Here is a 21,650-nt window from a genome sequence, read left to right as displayed (position 1 = left end):
CCCACGTGCGTCGTGCTCTCCCGCGCCCCAGCCTCCCGAAGACGGGGCCGCCACGGCAAGGTACACGTTTGTAACCATCGAGCGCAAGCGCGCCTGGACGTCCGGCGCAGCGCCACCTCCCCGGCGGGCCGCGACGGCCGCCGCTGCTACGTTCGGGCGCGATGAGCGTCCAGATGCTCGCCGCGCGCGCGGCGCTCCGCCTGCGGCGCCTCGGGGCGGGGCCCGCGCGTCCCGTCGACCTCGAGCGCGCGGCCGAGCTGCGGCGCGAGGACGCGCACGAGCCGCCGCGCTCCGTGAGCCGGGCGCACCACTGCACCGCGACGACGATCGGCGGCGTCCCGGCGACCTGGATCGACCAGGCCCACCAGCAGGCCGGGGTCCTCGTCCTGCTCCACGGCGGCGCCCACGTCGCCGGCCCCTTCCCCGACCACTGGGAGCACCTCGCCCGCCTCTGCCGCGCGACGGGAGCGGCGGGGCTGCTCGTCGACCACCGGCGCGCGCCCGAGCACCCGTACCCGGCGGCGCTGCAGGACGTCCTGACGGTCGTCGATCGGCTCGAGCGCGAGCGCCTGCTGCGCGACGGCGCGTGGGGCCTGGTCGGCGACAGCGCCGGCGGCGGGCTGGCCGTCGCCACGGCGATGCGCCTGCGCGACGGCGCCGGCCTGCCGCCCGCCGCCCTCGTGCTCAGCGCGCCCTGGCTCGACCTCTCGGCCGATCCGACGTCGCTGCGCTCGCGTGCCCGCCACGACGTCCTGCTGACCCCCGAGGGGGTGGGCCACGCCGCGACCGCGTACCTCGGCGGCCATCCCGCGACCGACCCGCTCGTCTCGCCGCTGCACGGCGACCCGCACGGGCTGCCGCCGATGGCCGTGCACGTCGGCACGCGGGACCTGCTGCTCGACCAGACGCGCCAGTGGGAGCGCCGCTGCCGCGAGGCGGGCGTGGCGATCACCGTGCGGGAGCAGCCCGGGGCGATCCACGGCTACGTCACCGGGGTCGCGCTGCTGCCCGAGGCGCGCCGCGCCGCCGACGAGCAGGCCGAGTTCCTGCGCGAGCACCTGCGGGCCTGAGCGCCGGTCGGCGGTCGCCCGGGCGCCGTCCGCGGTGGCTGCTGTGCTTCGCCCGTGACCGCGACGGGCGAGCTGACGATCGGCGAGCTCGCCGCGCGCAGCGGCGTGGCGCCGTCGGCGCTGCGCTTCTACGAGCAGCGCGGGCTCATCAGCGCGGCCCGGATGGAGTCGGGGCACCGGCGGTACACGCGGCCGACGATCCGGCGCGTCGCGTTCATCGTCTTCGCCCAGCGGGTCGGCCTGACGCTCGCCGAGATCGGCGAGGAGCTCGAGCGGCTGCCGACCGACCGCGTCCCGACGAGCGACGACTGGGCGCAGCTCACCGGCACGTGGGAGGCGCGGATCGACGAGCGGATCGACGAGCTGCAGCGCCTGCGGGACAGCCTGACGGGCTGCATCGGGTGCGGCTGCCTGTCGCTGGAGCGGTGCGCCCTCGTCAACCCCGACGACCGCCTCGGGCGCGTCGGCCCCGGTCCCCGGCTCTGGGTCGGCCAGGCGGGATCGATCGGCGGACCCCGTCCGCGGTGAGCGGACGGCGTCCGATCCGCGGGCGGCACCGACGTCCGGCCGGGTCCACGATCTTCACAAGGGCACCTTCGGGCGCGCTACGCTTGATCCGTCCGTGCCGGGCGCTCGACGTCCGGCGAAGCAGTGCCAGCGTGTCGCAGTTGTTGCAGTAGCACCCTCCGCGTATCCCGTGCACGAAACTCCCGGAGGGAGCACCAACATGGCCACCGGAACCGTCAAGTGGTTCAGCGACGAGAAGGGCTTCGGCTTCATCACGCCCGATGAGCCGGGCAAGGACTTCTTCGTCCATCACACCGCCATCAACGGCAGCGGCTTCAAGACCCTCGCCGAGGGCGCGAAGGTCAGCTTCGAGGCCGAGGAGGGCCCGAAGGGCCCGAACGCGGTGAACGTCTCCGTCCTCTGAACCGAGACCTCTCGGCCGGGCTCGCCCGGCCGCCGATCCGGACCCGCCGAGCGTGGCGGGACCCGGACGTCCACGGCCCGCCCTCGGCGGGCCGTCGTCGTTCCGGGGACCGCCCCGGTGCCCGTCGCCGCGGGACGACGCGACGCGATCCGTACCCTGGGCTGATGGTCGCCGGTCCCCTCCACGCCGTCCGCGAGCGCGTGCGCCGCCCCCGCGTCGCCGCCGACGGGATCGCGCCCGCCGGCGTCCCCGAGCCGCCGTTCCCGCTGCCGCCGGCCCGCCTCGTCCACGTCCCCGGGCGCGGCGAGCTCTTCGTCCGCGACACCGGCGAGGACGACCGGCCGGCCGTCGTCCTGCTGCACGGCTGGATGTTCTCCGCCGACGCGAACTGGTTCACGACCTACGACGCGGTCCGCGACGCCGGGTACCGCGTGATCGCGATGGACCACCGCGGCCACGGTCGCGGGCTGCGCACCACCGAGCCGTTCCGCCTGCGCGACTGCGCCGACGACGTCGCCGCGCTGCTCGACGTGCTCGAGGTCGAGCGACCGCTCGTCGTCGGCTACTCGATGGGCGGGGCGATCGCCCAGCTCCTCGCCCGCCACCACGGCGAGCGGATCGCGGGGATCGTGCTCGGCGCGACGGCCAGCGACTGGCAGGAGCCGCAGATGCGGCTCCTCTGGACGACGATGGCGGCGCTGCGGGTGCTCCTCGGCGTCGCGCCGGAGGCGTTCTGGCGCCGCGGCATGCGGCTCTTCGGCGCCCCCGACAGCGCGACGACGACGTGGATCGCGACGGAGCTCACGCGCGGGTCCGCCCGCGACATGGCCGAGGCCGGTCGCGAGCTCGGCCGCTACGACGCCCGTCCGTGGCTCGGGGAGCTCGCGCTGCCGGCCGCGACGATCGTCACCGTCGACGACGGGGCCGTCCCGCCGCGCAAGCAGCGCGAGCTCGCCGCGCGCGTCGGCGGGCCGGTGCTCGAGGTCCCCGGCGACCACGGGGCCGTGACGAACCGCGCCCGCGAGTTCAACGTCGTGCTGCTCTCGGCGCTCGCCGCGCTCGGCGCGGACTGACCCCGCTCAGTCGACCAGGCCCTGGCGGTGGGCGACGCCCGCCGCCTCCGTCCGGCTGCGCACGCCGAGCTTCGCGAGGATCCGCGAGACGTGGACGCTCGCCGTCTTCTCGGCCATGAAGAGCCGCTCGCCGATGACGCGGTTCGTCGCGCCGTCGGCGACGAGGGCGAGGACCTCGCGCTCGCGGGGCGTCAGGCCGTAGGGATCCTCGGCGGCGGGGTCCGCCGCCCGATCGGCCGCCGGCCGCTCCTCGGGCGCCGCCGCGTCCGGCGGCTCGGTGGCGCGCAGGCGGCCGCGCGCCGCGAGCCGCTCGAGATCGGCCACGAGCCAGCGCGCGCCGAGGCGCTCCGCGATGCTGCGGGCGGCCGCCAGCGACGCCTCGGCGGCGGCGCGATCGCGGTCGCGCAGCGCGGCCTCCGCCGCGGCCCGGTGGGCACGCGCGGCGGGGTACGGGTACTCGAGCGCCTCCCACGCCGCGGCCACCGCGACCCACGTCGCATGGTCGTCCACCCCGCACGCGCGGTCGTGGTCGGCTCGCGCGTGGAGCAGGTTCGCGCGCTCCGTCGGACCAGCATCGGCCGCCGCCGCCTCGACGCGGCGCAGCATCGCGCTCGCCCGCTCGCGGGCGGGCCCGTCGTCGGCGCGCCGGTCCCGCTCCCGCTGGGCCGCCGTGGCCTCGATCTCGACCCCGATCGCCGAGAGGAGCGCCATCCGCGCCTGGTCCTCCGCGCAGAGCTCGATCCGGTCCAGGCCGGCGTCGATCGCCCGGCGTGCCGCGTCGAGGTCGCCGACCCGCTCCTCGTACCGCGCGCGGGTCATCGCCACCGGCACGTGGAACTGCGGCTCGGTCGACCGCTCGCCGAGCAGCTCGATCTCGGGCAGCAGCGCCGCGGCCTGCTCGTGATCGCCCCGGCCGAGGGCGAGGTCGGCGTGGCGCAGGAGGAGGTTCAGCCGGCCGACCTCCGAGGAGCGCCGCTCCGTGACGTCGGGCAGCACCGCGGCCGCCTCGTCCCAGTCGCCGAGCGCGAAGGACAGCTCGGAGAGCACCGCCTGCTGCCAACGGTGATCGCTGCCCGGCGCCGGCACGACGCGCAGGCCCGTGCGGGTGACCTCGCGCGCCTCGCGCGTGCGGCCGGCGATGTGCAGCGCGTCGGCGAGGTTCACGTAGCCGGCGCCGAGCTCGGCGACGGCGCCGTCGCGCTCGGCCAGGGCGATCGCGCGTCGCAGCTCGCGCGCGCCGTCGTCGGGGCGGCCGGTCGCCGCCAGGGCGACGCCGAGCGCGTTGCGCGCTCGCGACTCCGAGATCCGGTCGCCGACGGCGTGGGCCAGCACGAGCGCCTCGCGCGCGAGCGCGACGACCTCCCCGTAGCGGCCCTGCAGCATCCGGGCCTTCGCCTTCCAGCTCACGAGGCGCGCGTGCTCGACGCAGACCAGCCCGTCGAGCAGCCCGAGGGCCCGCTCCGTCGTCGCGAGCGCCTCGAGCGGCCGCAGGAGCGCCCACTGGGCCCGCGCGAGGCGCTCGAGGAGGCCCGCCGTCAGCCGCGGGTCGTCCTGCTCGTCGCCGAGGTCGAGCCCGGCGAGCAGCAGCGACTCGGCGCGCTCGTGCTCGGCGAGATGGGCGTGGGCCTGCGCGGCGTCCCGGAGGAGCAGGACCCGCGGCGCGCCGGCGATCGCCTCGGCGTCCGGCACCGCCGGCCAGAGCCCGAGGGCGCGCTCCAGCAGGTCCGCCTCCTCGCCGTGGGCGTGCACCTCGCGGGCGGCGCGCGCGGCGCGCACCGCGGTCCGCAGCGCCGCGGGCTGGTCGCCGGCCGCCGCGTAGTGGTGCGCGATCCCGGACGTCAGGTGGACCCCGGACGCGCCCTCGGCGAGGCGCCGCTCGAGCACGGTCGCCAGCGCGCGGTGCAGCTCGGCCCGCTCACCGGGCAGCAGGTCGTCGTCGACGACCTCGCGCAGCAGCGCGTGCCGGAAGGCGTAGCGGCCGTCCTCGTCGACGACGACGATCTGCTGCGCGACCGCCTCGCGCAGCGCGTCGCGCAGCGGCCGCGGGTCGAGGCCGGCGACGTCGGCGAGCGCGTCGTGGTCCACGCGCTGGCCGACCGCGATGACCCGCAGCAGCTCCTGCGCGTCGGCGGGCAGGCGCTCCGTGCGCACCATCAGCGCGTCGCGCAGCGTCGACGGCAGGGCGCCGCGACCGTCGGGCCCGGCGGCGAGGAGCTCCTCGGCGAACAGCGGGTTGCCCTCGCTGCGCCCGTGCAGGCGACCGAGCAGCGCCTCGTCGGGCGGCGTGCCGAGCAGGTCGGCCAGCAGCTCGCCCAGCTCCTCGCGGTCGAGCGGGCGCAGCTCGATCCGGCGCGCCCGCGCGTCCCGCTCGAGCTCGGCGAGCAGCGGCCGCATCGGGTGCCGGCGGTGGAGTTCGTCGTGGCGGTAGGTCCCCACGACGAGGAGCCGCTCCTGCACGAGGGAGCGGACGAGGAAGGTCAGGAACGCGCGCGTCGAGCGGTCGGCCCAGTGGAGGTCCTCGAGGATCAGGAGCAGCGGCCGGTCGGCCGCGAGGCGGTCCAGGAGCTCCAGCAGCGCCTCGAACAGCCGGCCCTGGCCGTCGTCGACGTCGGGGCCGGGCGCCTCGCCGGCGCCGTCGAGGCCGGGCAGGACGCGACCGAGCGCCCGGCGGGTCGCCGGATCGAGCGTCTCCAGCACCGGGTGGGCGTCGCGCAGCAACGGGCGCAGCGCCCCGACGAGCGGGGCGTAGGCGAGCTCGCCGTCGCCGAGCTGGACGCACTCGCCGGCGAGGACGAGCGCGCCGGCCTCCTCCGTCGCGCCGGCGGGACGGTCCGGCGCGACGGAGGGGACGGGCGCCGCCACCGGGGTGGCGGCGACGAGCTGTCGCAGCTCGCGGACGAGCCGGGTCTTGCCGACCCCGCTCTCACCCGCGACGAACGCCAGCGAGGGGCGCCGCGCCGCGGCGTCCAGCAGCGCGGCCCGCAGCTCGGCGAGCTCCGCGGAGCGGCCGACGACGCGAGCGCTCGTCACGCGCGTGCCCATGACCGAAGGATCGCAGCAGGCGACGCGGGAACGGGACGGGACGGCCGTCGTCGTGGCGCCCCGGGGCGAACCGGGCGACATCGGCGCGCTCGGCGCGGCCGGCGGCGCGGGCGAGGTCGGCCTCGCGGGCGTCGACGAGGTGGCTGGTGAGGTGTCCGTGCATCGTGTGCTCCCAACGGTCGGATCGGGCACGACCACATGCTGGACCGCCGAGCGCCCCGCCACATCGGGCGTTCGCCGCGACCTGCGGACCGCGATGCCTTACCCGTCGCGGGTCGCCTGCGGGCACCCCTTACCCGGAGCGCGCGACCCCTCAGCCGACGGCGCCGCGGCACGCGCGGGCCCGGCGAACACCGGGCCGGGGACCGTGCCTCAGGTCGTGGCGAGCAGCTCGAACCCGCGGCGCTCGAGCTCGGTGATCGCCCGCGACCCGCGCGCGTCGCCGTCCCACGCGACCATCACCGTGCGGGCCTCCGCGACGAGCACCCCCGCGGGCGTGACGATCCGGCAGTCGAGCGTCACGCTCGAGCCGCCGAGACGCGCCAGGCGATGCTCGACGATCGCGTCCCCGTCGTCGAGGAGCAGCTCGTGGCGGTGGTCGAGCTCGACGCGCGCGAGGACCCAGCCGCGGGGCCCCGCGTCGTCGGGCTCCCCGTCGGCGGCCGCGGCCAGCAGCTCCTGGATCAGCCGGACCCGGCCGAGCTCCATGAGCTGGTGGTAGACGGACTGGTTGACGTGCCCGAGCGTGTCGAGGTCGCCGTAGCGCAGCGGGATCCGCAGGGTGTGGACGCCGTCGGCCAGGGGCATGCGCACGAACGGTACTTCGCGGTGCGCCGAGGGCGCGGCGCCGCCCGTCCCGGCGTTCACCGGAGCGACACGCCCGGTCGCCACCCGGCGCCTACCCTCGGCGGGATGGCGGCCCGCGACTCGCTCCCGCGCTGGGTCGCCCCGGCCGTGGCGCTGCTCACCGTCGGCCTGCTCGCGGCGCTGCTGCTGGCGGTCGCGCCGCTGCGCGAGGCGCTGGGCGCGGCGCTCGCGGGCGAGACCGACCGGATGCGCGAGGACCTGCGGGCGCTCGGGGTGTGGGGCGCGGTCGTGCTCTTCCTGCTCGTGCAGGTGCACACCGTCGTCTTCTACCCCTCGGAGATCGTCCTCGTCGTGGCCGGCTACGTCTACGGGATCCCCGTCGGGCTGGCGCTCATGGTCGTCGCCTGGGGCGTCTCCGGCGTCTGCTGCTGGGCGCTGGGCCGGACCCTCGGCCGGCCGGTGCTGCGCTCGGTCTTCGGCGCGGCGCGGATCGACCGGCTCGAGCGGCTGCTCGACCGACAGGGCGCGTTCCCGCTGCTCGCCGCCCGGCTCGTGCCGATCGTCCCGCACGCGCTGACCGGCTACGTCGCCGGCGCGCTGCGGGTGCCGCTCGGGCGGTTCACGTGGACGACGGTCGTCGGCTACCTGCCGCTGCAGACCGCGGTCGTCGTCCTCGGCCACCGGCTCGAGGAGCTCTCGCCGACCGACCCGGTGCTCTGGGCCGCGGTCGTCGCGATGCTCGCCCTGCTGCTCGCCAGCCGGCCCCTGCTGCGGCGTCTGGAGACCTGAGCGCCGGCGGGGCGGTTCGCGCACGGCGACCTGCGACCTCGGTCCGCCGCCCCTGGCATGCTGCGCCGGGTGCGGTGGGTGAGCGGGATCGTGGCGACGGTGGCGGTCGCGTTCCTCATCGGCCTGATCGTGCTCGCGCGGGCCGGCGGCGGCCCCGAGGCGTCACCCACGCACGTCGCGACGGCGCCCTCCCCGGCCACCGCGCCGCCGCTGGACGCCGGGAACGGCCCGATCGGCGACGCCCCGCTCGTGCGCCCGCTCGCGCTGCGTCGCGGCCCCGCCCGGTTCGCCGACCCGTTCCGCGATCCGCCGCGCGCGGCGATGGTCTACGACCTGGACAGCGGCGAGGTGCTCTGGTCGAGGGCCCCGGACCGCGACCTGCCGATCGCGAGCCTCACGAAGATGATGACCGCGCTGCTCGTGGTCACGAGCGCGCCGGCGCGCGACCGCGTGCGGATCACCCGCGAGGCGCTCGCCTACCAGGGCTCGGGCGTCGGGGTCCTGCCCCGCGGCAAGCGGGTGCAGCTGGAGACGATGCTCTACGGGCTGCTGCTCTCGTCGGGCAACGACGCGGCGATCGCCCTGGCCCAGCACGTCGCCGGGACCGTGCCGCGGTTCGTCGACGCCATGAACGCCCAGGCCCGCGCGCTGGGCCTGCGCTGCACGCGGTTCGGCTCGCCGAGCGGGTTCGAGGAGGTCCGGCGGCAGCGCCAGGCCGCGAACCGCTCGTGCGCGAGCGACCTCGCGGTGCTCGGCCGGGCGGTCCTCGACCAGCCGCGGCTGGCGCGGATCGTCGCCGCCCGCAGCGCCGTGCGGTCGATGGCGATCAAGGGCGGGAAGGTCGAGCTCTACAACCACAACCCGCTGCTGAAGGAGCGCTACCCCGGGACGCTCGGGATCAAGACCGGGTACACCGACGCCGCGGGCCGCTGCCTCGTCGCGGCGGCCGAGCGGCGGATGCCCGACGGGCGGGTCCGGCGCCTCGGGGTCGTGCTGCTGCACTCCCCGGACCCGGGTCGCCAGGCGAAGGCGCTGCTGCGGCGCGGGTTCGCCGCGCTCGCGGGCTGAGCCCGCCGGCCGCCCGGCACCGCGGCGGCGCGCGCGGCCGGCGCCGGACCGCCCCGGCGGTCAGTGACCGCTGAGCGCCAGCGCGAGGTCCGACAGGCGCGTCGGGCGACCGCGACGCCGCTCGACCTCCTGGGCGGCGCCGAGGAACGCGTGGACGCCGCGGATGCCGAGCCAGCGCAGCGGCTCGGGCTCCCAGCGACGCGGCCGGCGGCCGGGCGGCACGACCCAGGGCAGCGCCGTGAGCGCCGTGCGCTCCCCGCGCAGCAGGTCGGCGAGCGTGCGGCCGGCGAGGTTCGACGCCGCCACGCCCTCGCCGACGTAGCCGCCGGCCCACGCGATGCCGGTGGCCGGGTCGGCGCTCACGCCGGGGCTCCAGTCGCGGGGGACGCCGAGCACGCCGTGCCAGGCGGCCGCGGTGCCGACGCCCGCCACCGCGTCCCCGAAGAGGCGGCCGAGACCCGCCTCGATGCCGGCGATCGTCGCCGCCGGCGGGGCGTCCTCGCGGGCGCTGCTGGAGCCCCAGCGGTACGGGACGCCGCGCCCGCCGATCGCGATCCGCCCGTCGGCGGTGCGCTGCAGGTAGTGGTAGAGCAGCCCGCCGTCGAGGATCGTCTCGGCGCCGTCCCAGCCGATCGCCGCCCAGCGGTCGGCCCCCAGCGGCTCGGTGAGGATCATCGTGCTGCCGATCGGCGCCAGCGCGCGCCGGCTGCCGGGCAGCCCGGCCGTGTAGCCCTCCGTGGCCCGGACGACCCAGCGGGCGCGGACCGTCCCGTGGTCGGTCACGACCGACGCCGGGTGGCCGTCGCGCCCGCCCGCCGTCGCACGGCCGCGGGGCGCCGGGCGCAGCTCGAGCGCCGTCGTGCCCTCGACGATCCGGGCCCCGGCGCGCTCGACGGCCGCGGCGAGGCCACGCGCGAGCGCGGCGGGCTGCACGCGGGCGCAGAGCGGGCTCCACCACGCCCGCCGGCCGCCGCGCACGCGCACCCGCGCCGCGAGGCCCTCGGCATCGAGCCAGCCCTCGCCCTCCGGCAGGTCGCGGTGCGCGTTGGCGCCGGCGACGAGCGTCCGCAGCCGCCGCTCCTCGGCCTCGGTCTGCGCGACCATCAGCGTCCCGCCCGCGTGCCAGTCGCAGGCGATGCCCTCGCGCGTCACGACCGCGCCGACCTCGTCGACCGTCGCGCCGATCGCCCGCTCCAGCGCGGCCGCGCCCGCCGGGCCGCCGCGCCGGCGCCACGTCCGCGGATCGCCCGCCAGGTGGCCCTGGACCCAGCCGCCGTTGCGGCCGGAGGCCCCGAAGCCGCACACCTCGCGCTCGACGACGAGGACGTCGAGCGACGGATCGGCGCGGCGCAGCTCGTACGCCGTCCAGAGCCCGGTGTAGCCCCCGCCGACGATGCAGACGTCGACCGTCGCGTCGCCGTCCAGCGGCGGGCGGGGCGCTGGCATGGCGTCGCCGGCCGCCGCGAACCAGCCGGAGACGGGGCGGGTGGCCGGCACGACGCGGCTCAGGCGAGGCGGTCGGCGGCCTCGGTGAGGACCGTCCGCAGCGTGCCGGCGATCTCGTCGAACTGCTGCTGCTCGGCGATCAGCGGCGGCGAGATCTGCACGACCGGCTCGCCGCGGTCGTCCGCGCGGCAGATGAGCCCGGCCTCGAACAGCCGACCGGAGAGGAACTCGTGCAGCAGCGCGTGGGACTCCTCGTCGCTGAAGGTCGCGTTCGTCGCGCTGTCCTTCACGAGCTCCAGCGCGTAGAAGAAGCCCGTCCCGCGCAGGTCGCCCACGATCGGCAGGTCCAGCAGCGGCGCGAGCGTCGCGCGGAAGGCGTCCTGCTGCTCGGCGACGTGCTCGACGATCCGCTCGCGCCGGAGGATCTCGATGTTCTTCAGCGCGATGGCGGCGGCGACGGGATGGCCGCCGAACGTGATCCCGTGCGTGAACGACGCGCCCGGACGGGTGAAGGGCTCCGCCACCCGCTGCCCGATGAGCAGCGCGCCGATCGACGCGTACGCCGACGAGAGCCCCTTCGCGCTCGTGATGAGGTCGGGGCGGATGTCGTAGCGCGACGAGCCGAACCAGTCCCCGAGGCGCCCGAAGCCGGTGATGACCTCGTCCGCGCAGAGGAGGATCCCGTAGCGGTCGCAGAGCTCCCGCACGCCCGCGAAGTACCCGGCGGGCGGGGTGAACGCGCCGCCGGCGTTCTGGACCGGCTCCAGGATCACCATCGCGACGGTGTCGGGGCCCTCGCTCTCGATCCGGTGCTCGAGGTCGTCGAGCAGGAACGCGGTGAACTGCTCCTCCGTCTCGCCCGCCGGCCGGCGGAACCGGTTCGTGTTGCGCACGTGCCCGACCTGCGGGACGAGCGGCTCGAACGGCGTGCGGAGGTCCGGCAGGCCCGTGATCGACAGCGCCCCGAGCGAGGTGCCGTGGTAGGCGACGTCGCGACCGATCGCCTTCCATCGGCGCTCGCCGCGCAGCGCGTGGTACTCGCGGGCGATCTTCCAGGCCGACTCGACCGCCTCGGCGCCGCCGGAGGTGAAGAAGACGTGCTCGATCCCGTCCGGCGCGAGCCCGGCCACGGTCTCGGCGAGCTCGATCGCGCGCGGGTGGGCCGCGTTCCAGTTCGTGTAGTACGGCAGCTCGCGCAGCTGCGCCGCCGCGGCCTCGCCGATCTCCTCGCCGTGCGAGTAGCCGATCTGGACCGCGAAGAGCCCGGCGAGCGCGTCGAGGTAGCGCTTGCCGTCGACGTCCTCCAGGTAGCAGCCCTCGCCGCGGGCGATGACCGGCAGCGGGCGCTGCTCGAACTCCGCGCGCTCGGAGAAGTGCAGCCAGAGGTGATCCTGGGCGCTGCGCCGCAGCTCGCCCGGCGTCGCCGGGAGCGCGGTGGAGGCCGACGGCGCGGGGCTCATGCCCGGTGATCGTGCCATCACCCCGCGGGCGGCGCCAGCGCGAGACCTGTCGCCCGCCCCGGGGCGCGACGCGACGGATCGTCCGCTCCCCGGCGCCGGCGCACGCCCGCGATGCGGCGCGCTCCCGGTGCCGGGCCCGCGACCCGCGCGCCGCGCTCAGGCGACGAGGCCCTCGGCGCGCAGCCAGTCGCCGGTGCGCCGCATGCCCTCGTCGAGGTCGACGAGCGGCTCGTAGCCCAGCAGCCGCCGGGCCTTCTCGATCGAGTAGCCGCCGGGGCGGGCGAGGTAGCGCATCGAGACCGCGTTGACCTCGCTGCGCCGGCCCCGCAGCCGGTTGACCCCGTCGGCCACGTGGGCGAGCGCGATCGCCGCGCCGGTCGGTGCCACGAGCGGGCCGCGGCGCCCGAGGAGGCGGTGCAGGTGACCGAAGTACTCCGCGGCGGTCACCGTCCGCGGGCCGGTGATCGTCACCACCTGGCCCGCGGCCGCCGGCCGGGTGATCGCGAGGACGAGCCCGGCGACGAGGTCGTCCACGTAGACCGGGCTGTGCGCGCCGCGACCCATCGCGGGCAGGAGGAACTGCCGGGCGCGGATCGCCTCCAGCGGTAGGAGGACCCACGGCCGCGAGCCGGGGCCGTAGACGTCGCCCGGCCGCACGACGCACGCCTCGATCGCCCCCGCGGCGTGCGCCTGGAGGACCACCTGCTCGCCGGCGATCTTCGTGTCGACGTACGGGTTGCCGTCGGGCCGGACGGGATGCTCCTCGGTGACCCCGGGCGGGAAGCCGACGTCGGAGAACGCGCGGATCGACGAGAGCTGGACGATCCGCCGCACGCCGGCGCGCGCGGCCGCTGCCGCGACGCGGCTGGTGCCCAGGACGTTCACCCGCCACTGGTCCTCGAGCCCGACCGCGTTGGAGACGACCGCCGCCGCGTGGACGACGACGTCGCAGCCGCGCAGCGCGTCCTCCCACGCCTCCGGCGCCGTGACGTCGCCCGCGACGATCCCCCGGCCGGGGTCCGCGACCCGGTCGACGCCGACGACCTCGTGCCCGCGTCCGCGCAGCGCGCCGGTGAGCGCCGCGCCGATGAAGCCGGCCGCGCCCGTGACGAGGACGCGCTCGCGATCGCTCACGACCGACCCCCGTGCCGGCGGCCCCAGGTGCGCTGCCGGGACCGCGCGACGCGGATCATCGTCGGCAGCACGCGGCCGACGAGCCGGGGCGTCGTGGCCGCCGCGCGGAGCATCGCGCCCCGCCAGCGCGGGACCGCGCGCAGCGGCCGCGGCCGATCGAGCAGGTCGACCGCCGCCGCGGCCACGCGGTCGGGATCGAGCATGACCCCCGACCACGAGGGCCACGCGTCGGGGTCGGCGGTGCGCTCGAAGAGCATCGGCGTCCAGATCCCGTCGGGGCAGAGCGCCGAGACGTGGACCCCGCGCTCGCCGCGCGCGAGGAGGTCCAGGTGCGTCGCGACGGAGAAGCCGAGCGCGGCGTGCTTCGTCGCCCCGTAGACCGTCTCGCCCGGCGCCGGGTGCAGGCCGGCGAGCGAGACGACGTTCACGACGTGCCCGGCGCCGCGGGCGCGCAGCTGCGGCAGCGCCGCGAGCGTGCCGTTCATGACGCCGTGGACGTTCACGTCCACGAGCCGCCGGCGCTGCTCGTCGCCGGTCGCCCACGCGGGACCCGTGTGGAGGATCCCCGCGTTGTTCACCCACGCGACGAGGTCGTCGAGCTCCGCGACGAGCGCCCGGCAGGCCGCGGCGTCGGCGACGTCCAGGCGGACGGCCCGGCCGCCGATCCGCGCGGCGGTGCGCGTGGCCGCCGCCTCGTCGACGTCGGCCACGACGACGGCGAGCCCGCGCTCGGCGAGCCGCCGCGCGATCGCGGCGCCCAGGCCGTTGCCGCCCCCGGTGACGACCGCCGTGCCGGCGCGCGGCCCCGCCATCAGGACCGTCCTCCGAGGAGCGCGCCGCCGACCCGCCGCAGCGGGGCCAGGAGGCGGGTGGCGCCGCCCGGCTTCCCGGCCCGCTCGCGGGCGAGCAGCCGCAGGTAGGCGTAGTGGTCGACCTGGATCGTGTGGCGCTTCGAGGCGAGGTACCGCCGGGCCATCCGTGCCTCCTCGTCGGCGATCGTCCGTCGCATCGCGTCCCGCGACGGGAGCCGGGCGCGGCCCTGGAGCAGGTCCGCGATCCACTCGGCCTGCGCCTCGGCGAGCGGCATGACCGCGCCGATCGGCTGGAGCAGGCCGACGAAGAACAGCCCGGGCCGGTCGGGCGGCACGACCCGGTGGTAGAGCGGCACGTGGTTGTCGGCCGGATCGATCACCGAGCGGTCGAGGAACGGGAAGCGGATCCGGTAGCCCGTGCACCACACGACGAGGTCGACCTCGTCCTGCGTGCCGTCGACGAACCGCACGGCCCGCCCGCCGGTGAACCGCTCGATCCCCGGGCGGACCGCGATGTCGCCGTGCCCGATCCGGCCGAGCAGCTCGGAGGAGATCGTCGGGTGCGCCTCCAGCAGCCGGTGATCCGGCGTCGCCAGGCCGTAGTCGCTCATCCGGCCCTGGACGACGCGGAGGATCGCGGTGGCGCCGAGCCGCTGCAACGCCACCGGGACCGGCACGCGGGCGGTGACGAGCGCCTGGATCTCGTCCATCGGCCGGCCGAGGACGTACTTCGGGATCACGTGCGCGCTGCGGCGCATCGAGAGCAGCGTCGCGTCGGCGATGCGCGAGGCCTCGACGGCGATGTCGGCCGCCGAGTTGCCGATCCCGACGACGAGCACCCGCCGATCGGCGAGGACGTCCGGGGTGTCGTAGGCGTGGGCGTGGAGCTGCTCGCCGGTGAACGCGTCGACCCCGGGGTGCTCCGGCTCCGGCCAGCGCGGGTCCCAGTGGTGGCCGTTGGCGACGAGCACCGCGCCGTAGCTCGTGGTCCGCTCCGGGCCGCCGTCGCGTGCGCGGACGGTCACCGCCCAGCGGTCCCCGTCGGGTTCCACGCGCAGCACCTCGGTGCGGAAGCGGATCCGGTCGCGGAACCCGAAGTGGTCGACGACCTCGTCGAAGTACGCCGCGATCTGCGCGTGCGACGGGAAGTCCGGCAGGTCGTCGGGCATCGGGCGCGCCGCGAACTCCATGAGCCGCCGCGACGTGTTGATGTGCAGCGAGCGGTACGCGGCGGAGATCCCGTTGTCGTTGCGGTAGCGCCAGTTGCCGCCGACCTGCGAGCCGAGCTCGAAGCAGTCGAAGGCGATCCCCCTGCGCGTCAGGACCTGGCCCGCGGCGATCCCGGAGGAGCCGGCGCCGACGATGCAGACGTCCGCGCTCACGCCGCCAGCGCGTCGTCGCGACGCCACTGCACCCCGAAGGGCGCGAGCGCGTCCAGCAGCTCCGCGGCGTCGAACGCCCCGGCGGGGCCCAGCGCTCCGACGCCCGTGAACGTCGGGGCGGCGAGGCGCTGGGCGCCCTCGGCGATCGTGTGGGCCGTGAGCCCGTAGATGTCGGGTCCCGTCACGACGCCGGCGGCGCGCTGCCCGCCCTCGCCTTCGGCGATCGCCACGATCGTCCACCGCACGGCCCGGCGCTCGCCCTCCGGCGGCCCCTCGGGCAGGCGGCCGATCGCGGCGTCCAGCGCGCCCTTCAGCCGCCCGCGCAGCAGCCGGCTCAGCACCGGCGTGGCGGCCGGCAGCACCGGAGCCACGACGCGCGGCGCGATCGAGACCGCGGTGAGGCGCGCGACGACCTCGCGCACCTGCAGGTGCCGCGGGACGGTCAGGATCTCGCCGGCCGGGTAGCGCGCCACGAGCCGGCGGCCGAGCGGCGCGGGGAAGCGGGCGTGCTCGCGGACCGGGCGCGCGCCGCCGGTGCGCCACCGGCCGCCCTCGTAGACGACGTCGCGTCCGTCCATCATCTCCAGCGCGGAGCGCATCGTGCCGCGCGTCATGCCGAAGTCCTGCGTGTCGTAGGCGACCGTCACCCGGCGCAGCGGCTGCAGCTCGCGCCCGACGAGATGGCAGAGCAGGTCGCCCGGGACGTAGTCGAAGCCCATGCCGGGGATCGCGGCGACCCCGGCGGCGCGCAGGGCGCCGTCGTGGTGGTCGAAGACGCGGCGCATCCAGTGCTGCTCGCCGGTCGTGTCGAGGTAGTGGGCGCCGGCGGCGGTGGCGGCCGCGAGCACCGCGTCCCCCGTGCGGGCGAACGGCCCGGCGCAGTTCGCGAGCACCGGCCCGCGCCCGGCCGCGTCGCGCAGGGCGGCCGCGTCGTCGAGGGCGGCGGGGACGACGTCCTCGACGCCCTCGCCGAGCCGCTCGGCGAGGGCGTCGAGCCGCTCGGCGCTGCGCCCGGAGAGGACGACGCGCTCGCCGCGGGCCAGGAGCTCCTCGGCGACGAGCCGGCCGGTGTAGCCGGTGGCGCCGTAGACGACGACGGGGCCGGTGCGGCGCTCCTCACGGGTCATGCGGCGACTGTGGCAGCGCGGGCGGGGCGGACGGCTGTCGCGCGACCACAGTCGCTCCGGGACCGGTTGTGCGGTCGCGGCGGCGCAGGACGGCGCCGGACGGCGCGACGAGCCGGCCGGCGCGGGGACCGCGCCGGGGCGCGGATAGGCTCCGCCGGTGGCCACGGCCGACGCGACGCCGTCCGACAGCCCCGCGGTGGAGCGGGCGGTCCGTGACGCCGCGCTGGCCCTCGACCGCGACGCGGAGCGGCTCGGCGCCTCGGTCGCCGCGGTGCTGCACGCCGAGGTGCCCGACGCCCCGGGCGACCCGGCGAGCCTCGAGGAGACGAGCCGGGCGTGCACCGCGACGCTGCGGGCCCTGCTGGCGAGCTGGCGCCGCGGCGAGCCCGCCGGGCGCGTCGAGCCGCCGCCCGAGCTGCGCTACTCCGTCGGGGTGCTCGCGCGGACCGGCGTGCCGCTGCGGCCCCTCCAGCGGATGTGCCACCACGCCCACGGCGCGTTCCTCGACGCCTGGGACGCGGAGCTCGGGAGCGCGCGCCTCGCGCCGGGCGTCCAGCTCGCCGCCTCGCGCCACGCGCAGCGCCTGACGTTCGCGTGGTTCGACGCGCTCGGCACGCGGCTCGCCGAGCTCCACGAGGAGGAGCGCGCGCGGCTGGCGTGCACGCCCGCGGTCCAGCGCCGGGAGGCGGTCCAGGCGGCGCTCGCGGGCGGCGCGTCCGACGTCGACGCGCTCAGCCGCGCCTGCGGCTACGACCTGCGCCAGCGCCACCTGGGCGTCGTCGCGTGGCGGGGGACGGCGCTCGCCGGACCGCCCGAGGACCCGCTCGGCGGGCAGCCGCAGCTCGAGGCGGCGCTCGCCGAGCTCGCGAGCGCCCTCGGGGCCGGGCGGCCGCTCGTCGTCGCCGCCGCCGCGGGCGTGGCCTGGGGCTGGATCGGCCTGCCGGCGGAGCGCTCGGCGGCGGCGATCGAGGCCGCGGCGCCGGCGCGCCAGGACGGCCTGTCGCTCGCGCTCGGCGCCCCGGAGACCGGCCTCGACGGGTTCCGCGACACCCACGAGGACGCACGCGCCACGGCGCGGGTGATGATGCTGCGCGGCCGCCGCGTCGGCAGCGTCGGGCGCTACGAGGGCGTCGAGCTCGCGGCGCTGCTCGCCGGGGACCTGCGGCGCGCGCGGCGGTTCGTGCGCCGTCGGCTCGGAGCGCTGGCCGCCGACGACGACGAGCACGCCCGGCTGCGGGCCACCCTGCTGGCGTTCCTCGAGGAGGACCGCGGACGGACCGCGACGGCACGCCGGCTCGGGGTCCACGCGAACACCGTGGGCAACCGCGTGCGCCGGTGCGAGGAGCTCCTGCCGCCCGACGGCCGCCCGACCGAGCTGCAGGCGGCGCTCCTCGTCGCGCACGCGCTGGGCGGCGCGGTGCTGCGCCCGACGGCGCCGGACTGACGGCGATCCCCCGGCCGTCGCGCACCCCGACATCGTCGCCCGGCGGATGCTCGGGGCGATCGCGGTCTCAGCGGCCCGCGCGCTCACACGACCACGTCGGGCGCCCTCCGGGGCGCGCCGGCGCGCCACGAACGTCCGCGGCCCGCGCGCGTGCGCTACCGTTCCTACGGTTCCGTACCTACGGTTCCGTAAGCAGCGTTCCGAGCAGGCAGGACGACCCCCATGCAGCCACTCCTCGCCCAGGCCGACGGCACCGCCGGCGGCGGTGCGCCGCTCGACCAGATCGCGATCGTCGCGGTCGCGACCGGCGGCGTCACCCTCCTGACCCTCTGGCTCATCGCCACGTACCGGCGCGGCGGCGCCGCGCCGCTGCGCGCCCTGTCGGCCGGCAGCGAGCGGCTGCTCGGCATCCCCGGCTGGGCCGCGGTGCCCGGGAGCGGCGCGATCGCCTGCGCGCTGATCACGATCCTCGGCGCCACCTGGGACATCGGCCTGCACATCGACGTCGGACGCGACGAGGGCCCGCTCGGCACCGCGGCGCACTACCCGCTGCTCGTCGGGCTCTTCGGGACCTTCCAGATGGGCCTGCTCGCGATCGGCATGGCCCCGGACGCCCGGCGTCGCTCCAGCACCGTCGCGGTGCGGATCCGCGGCCTCTGGCCGCTGCCGGTCAGCGCGCTCGTGCTGCTCGCCGGCGGGACGTTCGGCTTCGCCGCGTTCCCGCTCGACGACCTCTGGCACCGGCTGTTCGGGCAGGACGTGACGCTCTGGGGCCCGACCCACGTGATGATCATCGCCGGGACGATCACCGGCGGCGTCGGCGCGGTCCTCCTGCTCGTCGAGGGCGCGCGGACCGCCGGACGCGAGCCCTTCCGCGGCGGACGCACCGCGCTCACGCGCCCGCTGCCGGCGCTGCTGGGCGGCGTGTTCCTCTTCCTCTGGGCCGCGGTGCTGCACGAGTTCCACTGGGGCGTGCCGCAGTACCGGCTCGTCTGGCACCCGCTGCTGCTCGCGTTCGGCGCCGCGCAGGCGCTCGTGCTGGCCCGGGTCCTCGGCGGTCGCGGCGCGGCGCTGGGCGCCCTGCTCACCTGGATCCCGGTCCAGCTGTTCATGACGCTCATGATCGGCGGGCCGCTGGAGGTCACCGGCCCGGCGATGCCGATCTTCGTCGCCGAGGTCGCCCTCGTCGAGCTCCTGGCGCTGCGCGGCGACTGGCGCTCGCCCCTGCGGTTCGGCCTCGCGTCCGGCGCCCTGATCGGCACCGTCGGGTTCGCCGCGGAGTACGGCTGGAGCCACGCGGCGATGCCGATCCCCTGGCCGTCGGCGCTGCTGCCCGAGGGGATCCCGGTCGCGCTGCTCGCCGGCCTGGCCGGCGGCACCCTCGGCGCGCTCATGGCCCAGGCGCTGCAGGGCACCTTCCCGGAGGTCCCCCGCGGACGGGCGGTGGCCTGGGCCGCCGCGGGCGTCGCCGTGCTGCTCGGGGGCAACGCCCTGGTCACCGAGTCGCCGAAGGGCGTCACGGCGACGATGACGCTGACGAACGTCCGGACCGTCGACGACCTCGGCGCGGACGGGCGGCAGCGCGGGCCGGTGGCCGACCTGACCGTCCGCTTCAGCCGCCCCGGGCTCGGCGAGCACGCCGAGTGGGTGAGCGCGCTGGCCTGGCAGGGCAAGGGGCGGTACCTCGACCACCTCGTGCGCACCCCCGACGGGGGCTGGCGCACGACGGAGCCGGTGCCCGTCGGCGGCACGTGGAAGTCGTTCGTCCGGGTCCACGAGGGCCGGCTCATGCTCGCCGCTCCCGTCCGGATGCCACGCGACCCCGCGATCGACTTCGCCGGGTTCCCGGCCCGGCCGCAGGTCGCCCGCACGATGGTGAGCGACCAGACCCTGCTGCAGATCGAGCGCAAGCCGGACGTCCCGACCTGGGTCTGGACGCCGGCGATCCTGCTCGTCCTGAGCCTCGTCGGGGCGCTCATGGTCGGCCTGGCGCTGGCGTGCGGACGCCTCGGCCGGGCGGCGCGCCGGACCCCGACCCTGCCGCTCGATCGCGGCATCGTCGCGCGCCGGCTCGCGCCGGATCGCGAGCCGGCGCTCTCCGGCGACTGACCCCGAGGGGCGCGGCCGCGCCCCGATCCGCCTTCCGGTCCAGCGGGCTCCCCCGCGCCGGGTCGACCTGGGGAGGACGACCCGGCGCGGGGTCCGCCACCGAGCCGGTGGAAGCCCGAGCCGCGGTGGCCGCGCACGGCGCGCCGAGCGCGGACGCGCCACGGCGGCGAACGGCCCTGTTCGCGAGAACCCGACCGATGGTAGGTTTCACCTCTGTCACCTGGCGTGGGGAGCGCCGGGGACCGGCCGACCGGGAGGGCGAGGATGGGTGCACGGCGCAACGAGCGACGCGGCGAGGACCGCGTGACCACCGGGGCGACGCGGCGACGCGCGGCGATGCTCGCGCTGGCCGCGGCGCTCCTCGGGAGCGTGGCGGCCGCGCCGGCCGGCGCCGCGGAGACCGCACCCGGAATGCGCTGCGCCACGCCCGGCGGCTACGACGACCTGCCGCGCGGATCCGCCGCCGCGGCGGGCTTCGACGCCGCGCGCCTGACGCACGCCGTCCGGCAGGCGGCGGACTCCGTCGGAGGCTCGGTCGTCGTCTACCGCTACGGCTGCAAGGTCGCCGAGGCGTACTCCGGCGGCACCTCGATGGCGAGCTACCAGAGCTGGTCGGCCGCGAAGTCGATCGTCGCGACCGCGGCGGGGCGGGCGATGGAGCTCGGCCTCCTCTCGCCCGGCGACACCGTCGGCTCGCTCGTGCCCGAGGCCGACCGCGCGCACGGGGCGATCACCGTCCAGCAGCTGCTGGAGCAGAACAGCGGACTGCACCAGCACCTCATCCGCGACTTCAACTTCATCGTCGACGACCACGTCGCCAACGCGCTGACCCTGCCGTTCGACCACGAGCCGGGGACGCACTTCACCTACGGCCAGGTGACCGTCGCGCTGCTGGCGAAGGTCGTCGGCCGCGCCGCCGGGACGGACTTCCAGGACTTCCTGCGGCGCGAGCTGCTCGCACCGCTCGACATCCCGGCGCGCGAGCTGCGCTGGAGCCGCGACATCGCCGGGAACACGAACGGCTACTTCGGCATCGAGATGCCGGCGCGCTTCTGGGGGCGGCTCGGTCAGCTGTGGCTCCAGCACGGCGTGTGGAACGGCCGCCGGCTGCTCGACGCCGACTGGATGGCGGGCGTCGCCCGCAGCTCGTCGACGAACCCCTGCTACTCGTACCTCAGCTGGGTCGACGCCCCGGGCTGCGCGCCGCCGTGGGCGCCGCCGGACGGCTTCTACATGTCGGGGCTCGGCGACCAGATCGTGTGGGTCGTGCCGAGCGAGCAGCTCGTCGTCGTGCGGTTCGGGCCGATGACCGCGGGGGTCACCGACGCGCTGCGCGAGGGCGTCACCCGCTCGATCCGCCTGCCGCGGCCGGTGCCGACGCGCGGCCCGGAGAAGCAGCACGACGGGTCGGCCACGACGGAGCTCTTCACCGGGGTGGTGCCGACGGCGACGAGCCCCGGGATCCTGAACGTCGAGGACCTGCTCGCCGTCACGCAGGTCGCGCGGCACGCCAGGCCGAACCCCGGACCGACGCGTGCCCGGGCGCCGCAGGTGCCGACCCGGACGCTGCGCGCCGGCCGCGACGGGAACGTCGCCGTCCCGGTCGCCTGTCCGGCGGTCGCGCAGCTGGCCTGCTCCGGCGTGGTGCGGATCACCGGCACCGGTGACGCGACGACGCTCTCCAGCGCGCGCTTCCGGCTCGGCCGGGGCGAGCAGGGCACGGTGACGCTCGGCAGCGGGCCGCTCGACGCCGCGATCGGCGCGCGCGGCGCGACGCTCGTGGTCCGCGCGACCGGGGAGGACGGGATCGAGGGCGCGACGACCACGCGGGTGGTCGACGTCGCGCCCGTGCCGCGCGACCGGCGCGCCGAGCGGCGGCGCGCGGCGCGGCGGGAGCGGGCGGCGCAGCGACGCCGGGTCGCGGCGCGCAAGCGGGCCGCGGCGGAGCGCCGACGC

The 21,650-nt window shown here is 77.3% G+C and carries 17 protein-coding genes; 9 read left to right on the top strand and 8 right to left on the bottom strand.

Translation table 11 applies throughout. From position 1 onward, the window contains the following. The first annotated feature begins 161 nt into the window (after nucleotides 1-161). From SK069_RS19770 to SK069_RS19755, 4 genes are all read left to right on the top strand, one after another. Nucleotides 162-1,070, top strand: a complete 909-nt coding sequence (locus SK069_RS19770; protein ID WP_319955993.1) for an alpha/beta hydrolase — start codon at nucleotides 162-164, stop codon at nucleotides 1,068-1,070. Between the two features lie 54 nt (nucleotides 1,071-1,124). Next, nucleotides 1,125-1,598 carry a redox-sensitive transcriptional activator SoxR gene (gene soxR / locus SK069_RS19765; protein WP_319955992.1) on the top strand — a complete coding sequence of 158 codons (474 nt, stop codon included), beginning with the start codon at nucleotides 1,125-1,127 and terminating at the stop codon, nucleotides 1,596-1,598. Between the two features lie 199 nt (nucleotides 1,599-1,797). Beyond that, nucleotides 1,798-2,001, top strand: coding sequence for a cold-shock protein (locus SK069_RS19760; RefSeq protein ID WP_319955991.1), 204 nt, complete (start codon nucleotides 1,798-1,800; stop codon nucleotides 1,999-2,001). A gap of 164 nt (nucleotides 2,002-2,165) precedes the next feature. Next, nucleotides 2,166-3,074: an alpha/beta fold hydrolase gene (locus SK069_RS19755; RefSeq protein ID WP_319955990.1), complete on the top strand. Its 909-nt coding sequence runs from the start codon at nucleotides 2,166-2,168 to the stop codon at nucleotides 3,072-3,074. A gap of 6 nt (nucleotides 3,075-3,080) precedes the next feature. Here SK069_RS19755 and SK069_RS19750 read toward each other — a convergent pair whose 3' ends face one another. Further along, on the bottom strand, nucleotides 3,081-6,116 hold the full coding sequence (locus SK069_RS19750) for an ATP-binding protein (protein WP_319955989.1): 3,036 nt from the start codon (nucleotides 6,114-6,116) through the stop codon (nucleotides 3,081-3,083). 372 nt (nucleotides 6,117-6,488) lie between these two features. Further along, nucleotides 6,489-6,923, bottom strand: a complete 435-nt coding sequence (locus SK069_RS19745; protein ID WP_319955988.1) for an acyl-CoA thioesterase — start codon at nucleotides 6,921-6,923, stop codon at nucleotides 6,489-6,491. 105 nt (nucleotides 6,924-7,028) lie between these two features. Between SK069_RS19745 and SK069_RS19740 the strand changes: the two genes are divergently transcribed. Beyond that, nucleotides 7,029-7,712 (top strand): TVP38/TMEM64 family protein, encoded by a 684-nt coding sequence (locus tag SK069_RS19740; protein WP_319955987.1) that lies wholly within the window; start codon nucleotides 7,029-7,031, stop codon nucleotides 7,710-7,712. A gap of 69 nt (nucleotides 7,713-7,781) precedes the next feature. Next, entirely contained in the window at nucleotides 7,782-8,780 is a 999-nt protein-coding gene (locus SK069_RS19735; RefSeq protein ID WP_319955986.1) for a D-alanyl-D-alanine carboxypeptidase family protein, read from the top strand. Between the two features lie 60 nt (nucleotides 8,781-8,840). On the opposite strand, the gene SK069_RS19730 is transcribed toward SK069_RS19735, so the two are convergent. The 6 genes from SK069_RS19730 to SK069_RS19705 all read right to left on the bottom strand — a co-directional run bounded on the left by SK069_RS19730 (nucleotide 8,841) and on the right by SK069_RS19705 (nucleotide 16,141). Then, nucleotides 8,841-10,277, bottom strand: coding sequence for an NAD(P)/FAD-dependent oxidoreductase (locus SK069_RS19730; RefSeq protein WP_319955985.1), 1,437 nt, complete (start codon nucleotides 10,275-10,277; stop codon nucleotides 8,841-8,843). An 8-nt stretch (nucleotides 10,278-10,285) separates the two neighbouring features. Then, a complete protein-coding gene (locus SK069_RS19725) occupies nucleotides 10,286-11,686 on the bottom strand; it encodes an aspartate aminotransferase family protein (RefSeq protein WP_319955984.1) in 1,401 nt (466 codons plus the stop codon). A gap of 156 nt (nucleotides 11,687-11,842) precedes the next feature. Further along, a complete protein-coding gene (locus SK069_RS19720; protein WP_319955983.1) occupies nucleotides 11,843-12,820 on the bottom strand; it encodes an NAD-dependent epimerase/dehydratase family protein in 978 nt (325 codons plus the stop codon). Then, nucleotides 12,817-13,632, bottom strand: coding sequence for an SDR family oxidoreductase (locus tag SK069_RS19715; RefSeq protein WP_319955982.1), 816 nt, complete (start codon nucleotides 13,630-13,632; stop codon nucleotides 12,817-12,819). The genes SK069_RS19720 and SK069_RS19715 overlap by 4 nt, the downstream gene beginning before the upstream one ends. Beyond that, the gene (locus SK069_RS19710; protein ID WP_319955981.1) at nucleotides 13,632-15,014 is read right to left on the bottom strand and encodes a flavin-containing monooxygenase; all 1,383 of its coding nucleotides are present in this window, start codon (nucleotides 15,012-15,014) and stop codon (nucleotides 13,632-13,634) included. The genes SK069_RS19715 and SK069_RS19710 overlap by 1 nt, the downstream gene beginning before the upstream one ends. Continuing rightward, nucleotides 15,011-16,141 carry a saccharopine dehydrogenase family protein gene (locus SK069_RS19705; RefSeq protein WP_319955980.1) on the bottom strand — a complete coding sequence of 377 codons (1,131 nt, stop codon included), beginning with the start codon at nucleotides 16,139-16,141 and terminating at the stop codon, nucleotides 15,011-15,013. The genes SK069_RS19710 and SK069_RS19705 overlap by 4 nt, the downstream gene beginning before the upstream one ends. A 157-nt stretch (nucleotides 16,142-16,298) precedes the next feature. On the opposite strand from SK069_RS19705, the gene SK069_RS19700 reads away from it, so the two are divergent. From SK069_RS19700 to SK069_RS19690, 3 genes are all read left to right on the top strand, one after another. After that, nucleotides 16,299-17,585, top strand: a complete 1,287-nt coding sequence (locus SK069_RS19700) for a helix-turn-helix domain-containing protein (RefSeq protein WP_319955979.1) — start codon at nucleotides 16,299-16,301, stop codon at nucleotides 17,583-17,585. A gap of 222 nt (nucleotides 17,586-17,807) precedes the next feature. After that, the gene (locus SK069_RS19695; protein ID WP_319955978.1) at nucleotides 17,808-19,694 is read left to right on the top strand and encodes a hypothetical protein; all 1,887 of its coding nucleotides are present in this window, start codon (nucleotides 17,808-17,810) and stop codon (nucleotides 19,692-19,694) included. Nucleotides 19,695-19,958: 264 nt separating this feature from the next. Next, nucleotides 19,959-21,650 (top strand): serine hydrolase domain-containing protein (locus SK069_RS19690; RefSeq protein WP_319955977.1); only part of this gene is annotated, 1,692 nt, incomplete at its 3' end.

Source organism: Patulibacter brassicae (assembly GCF_033949425.1).
Taxonomy (GTDB): Bacteria; Actinomycetota; Thermoleophilia; order Solirubrobacterales; family Solirubrobacteraceae; genus Patulibacter; species Patulibacter brassicae.
Note: the sequence above shows the minus strand (reverse complement) of the source record. Positions and strands in the feature narration are given on the sequence as shown.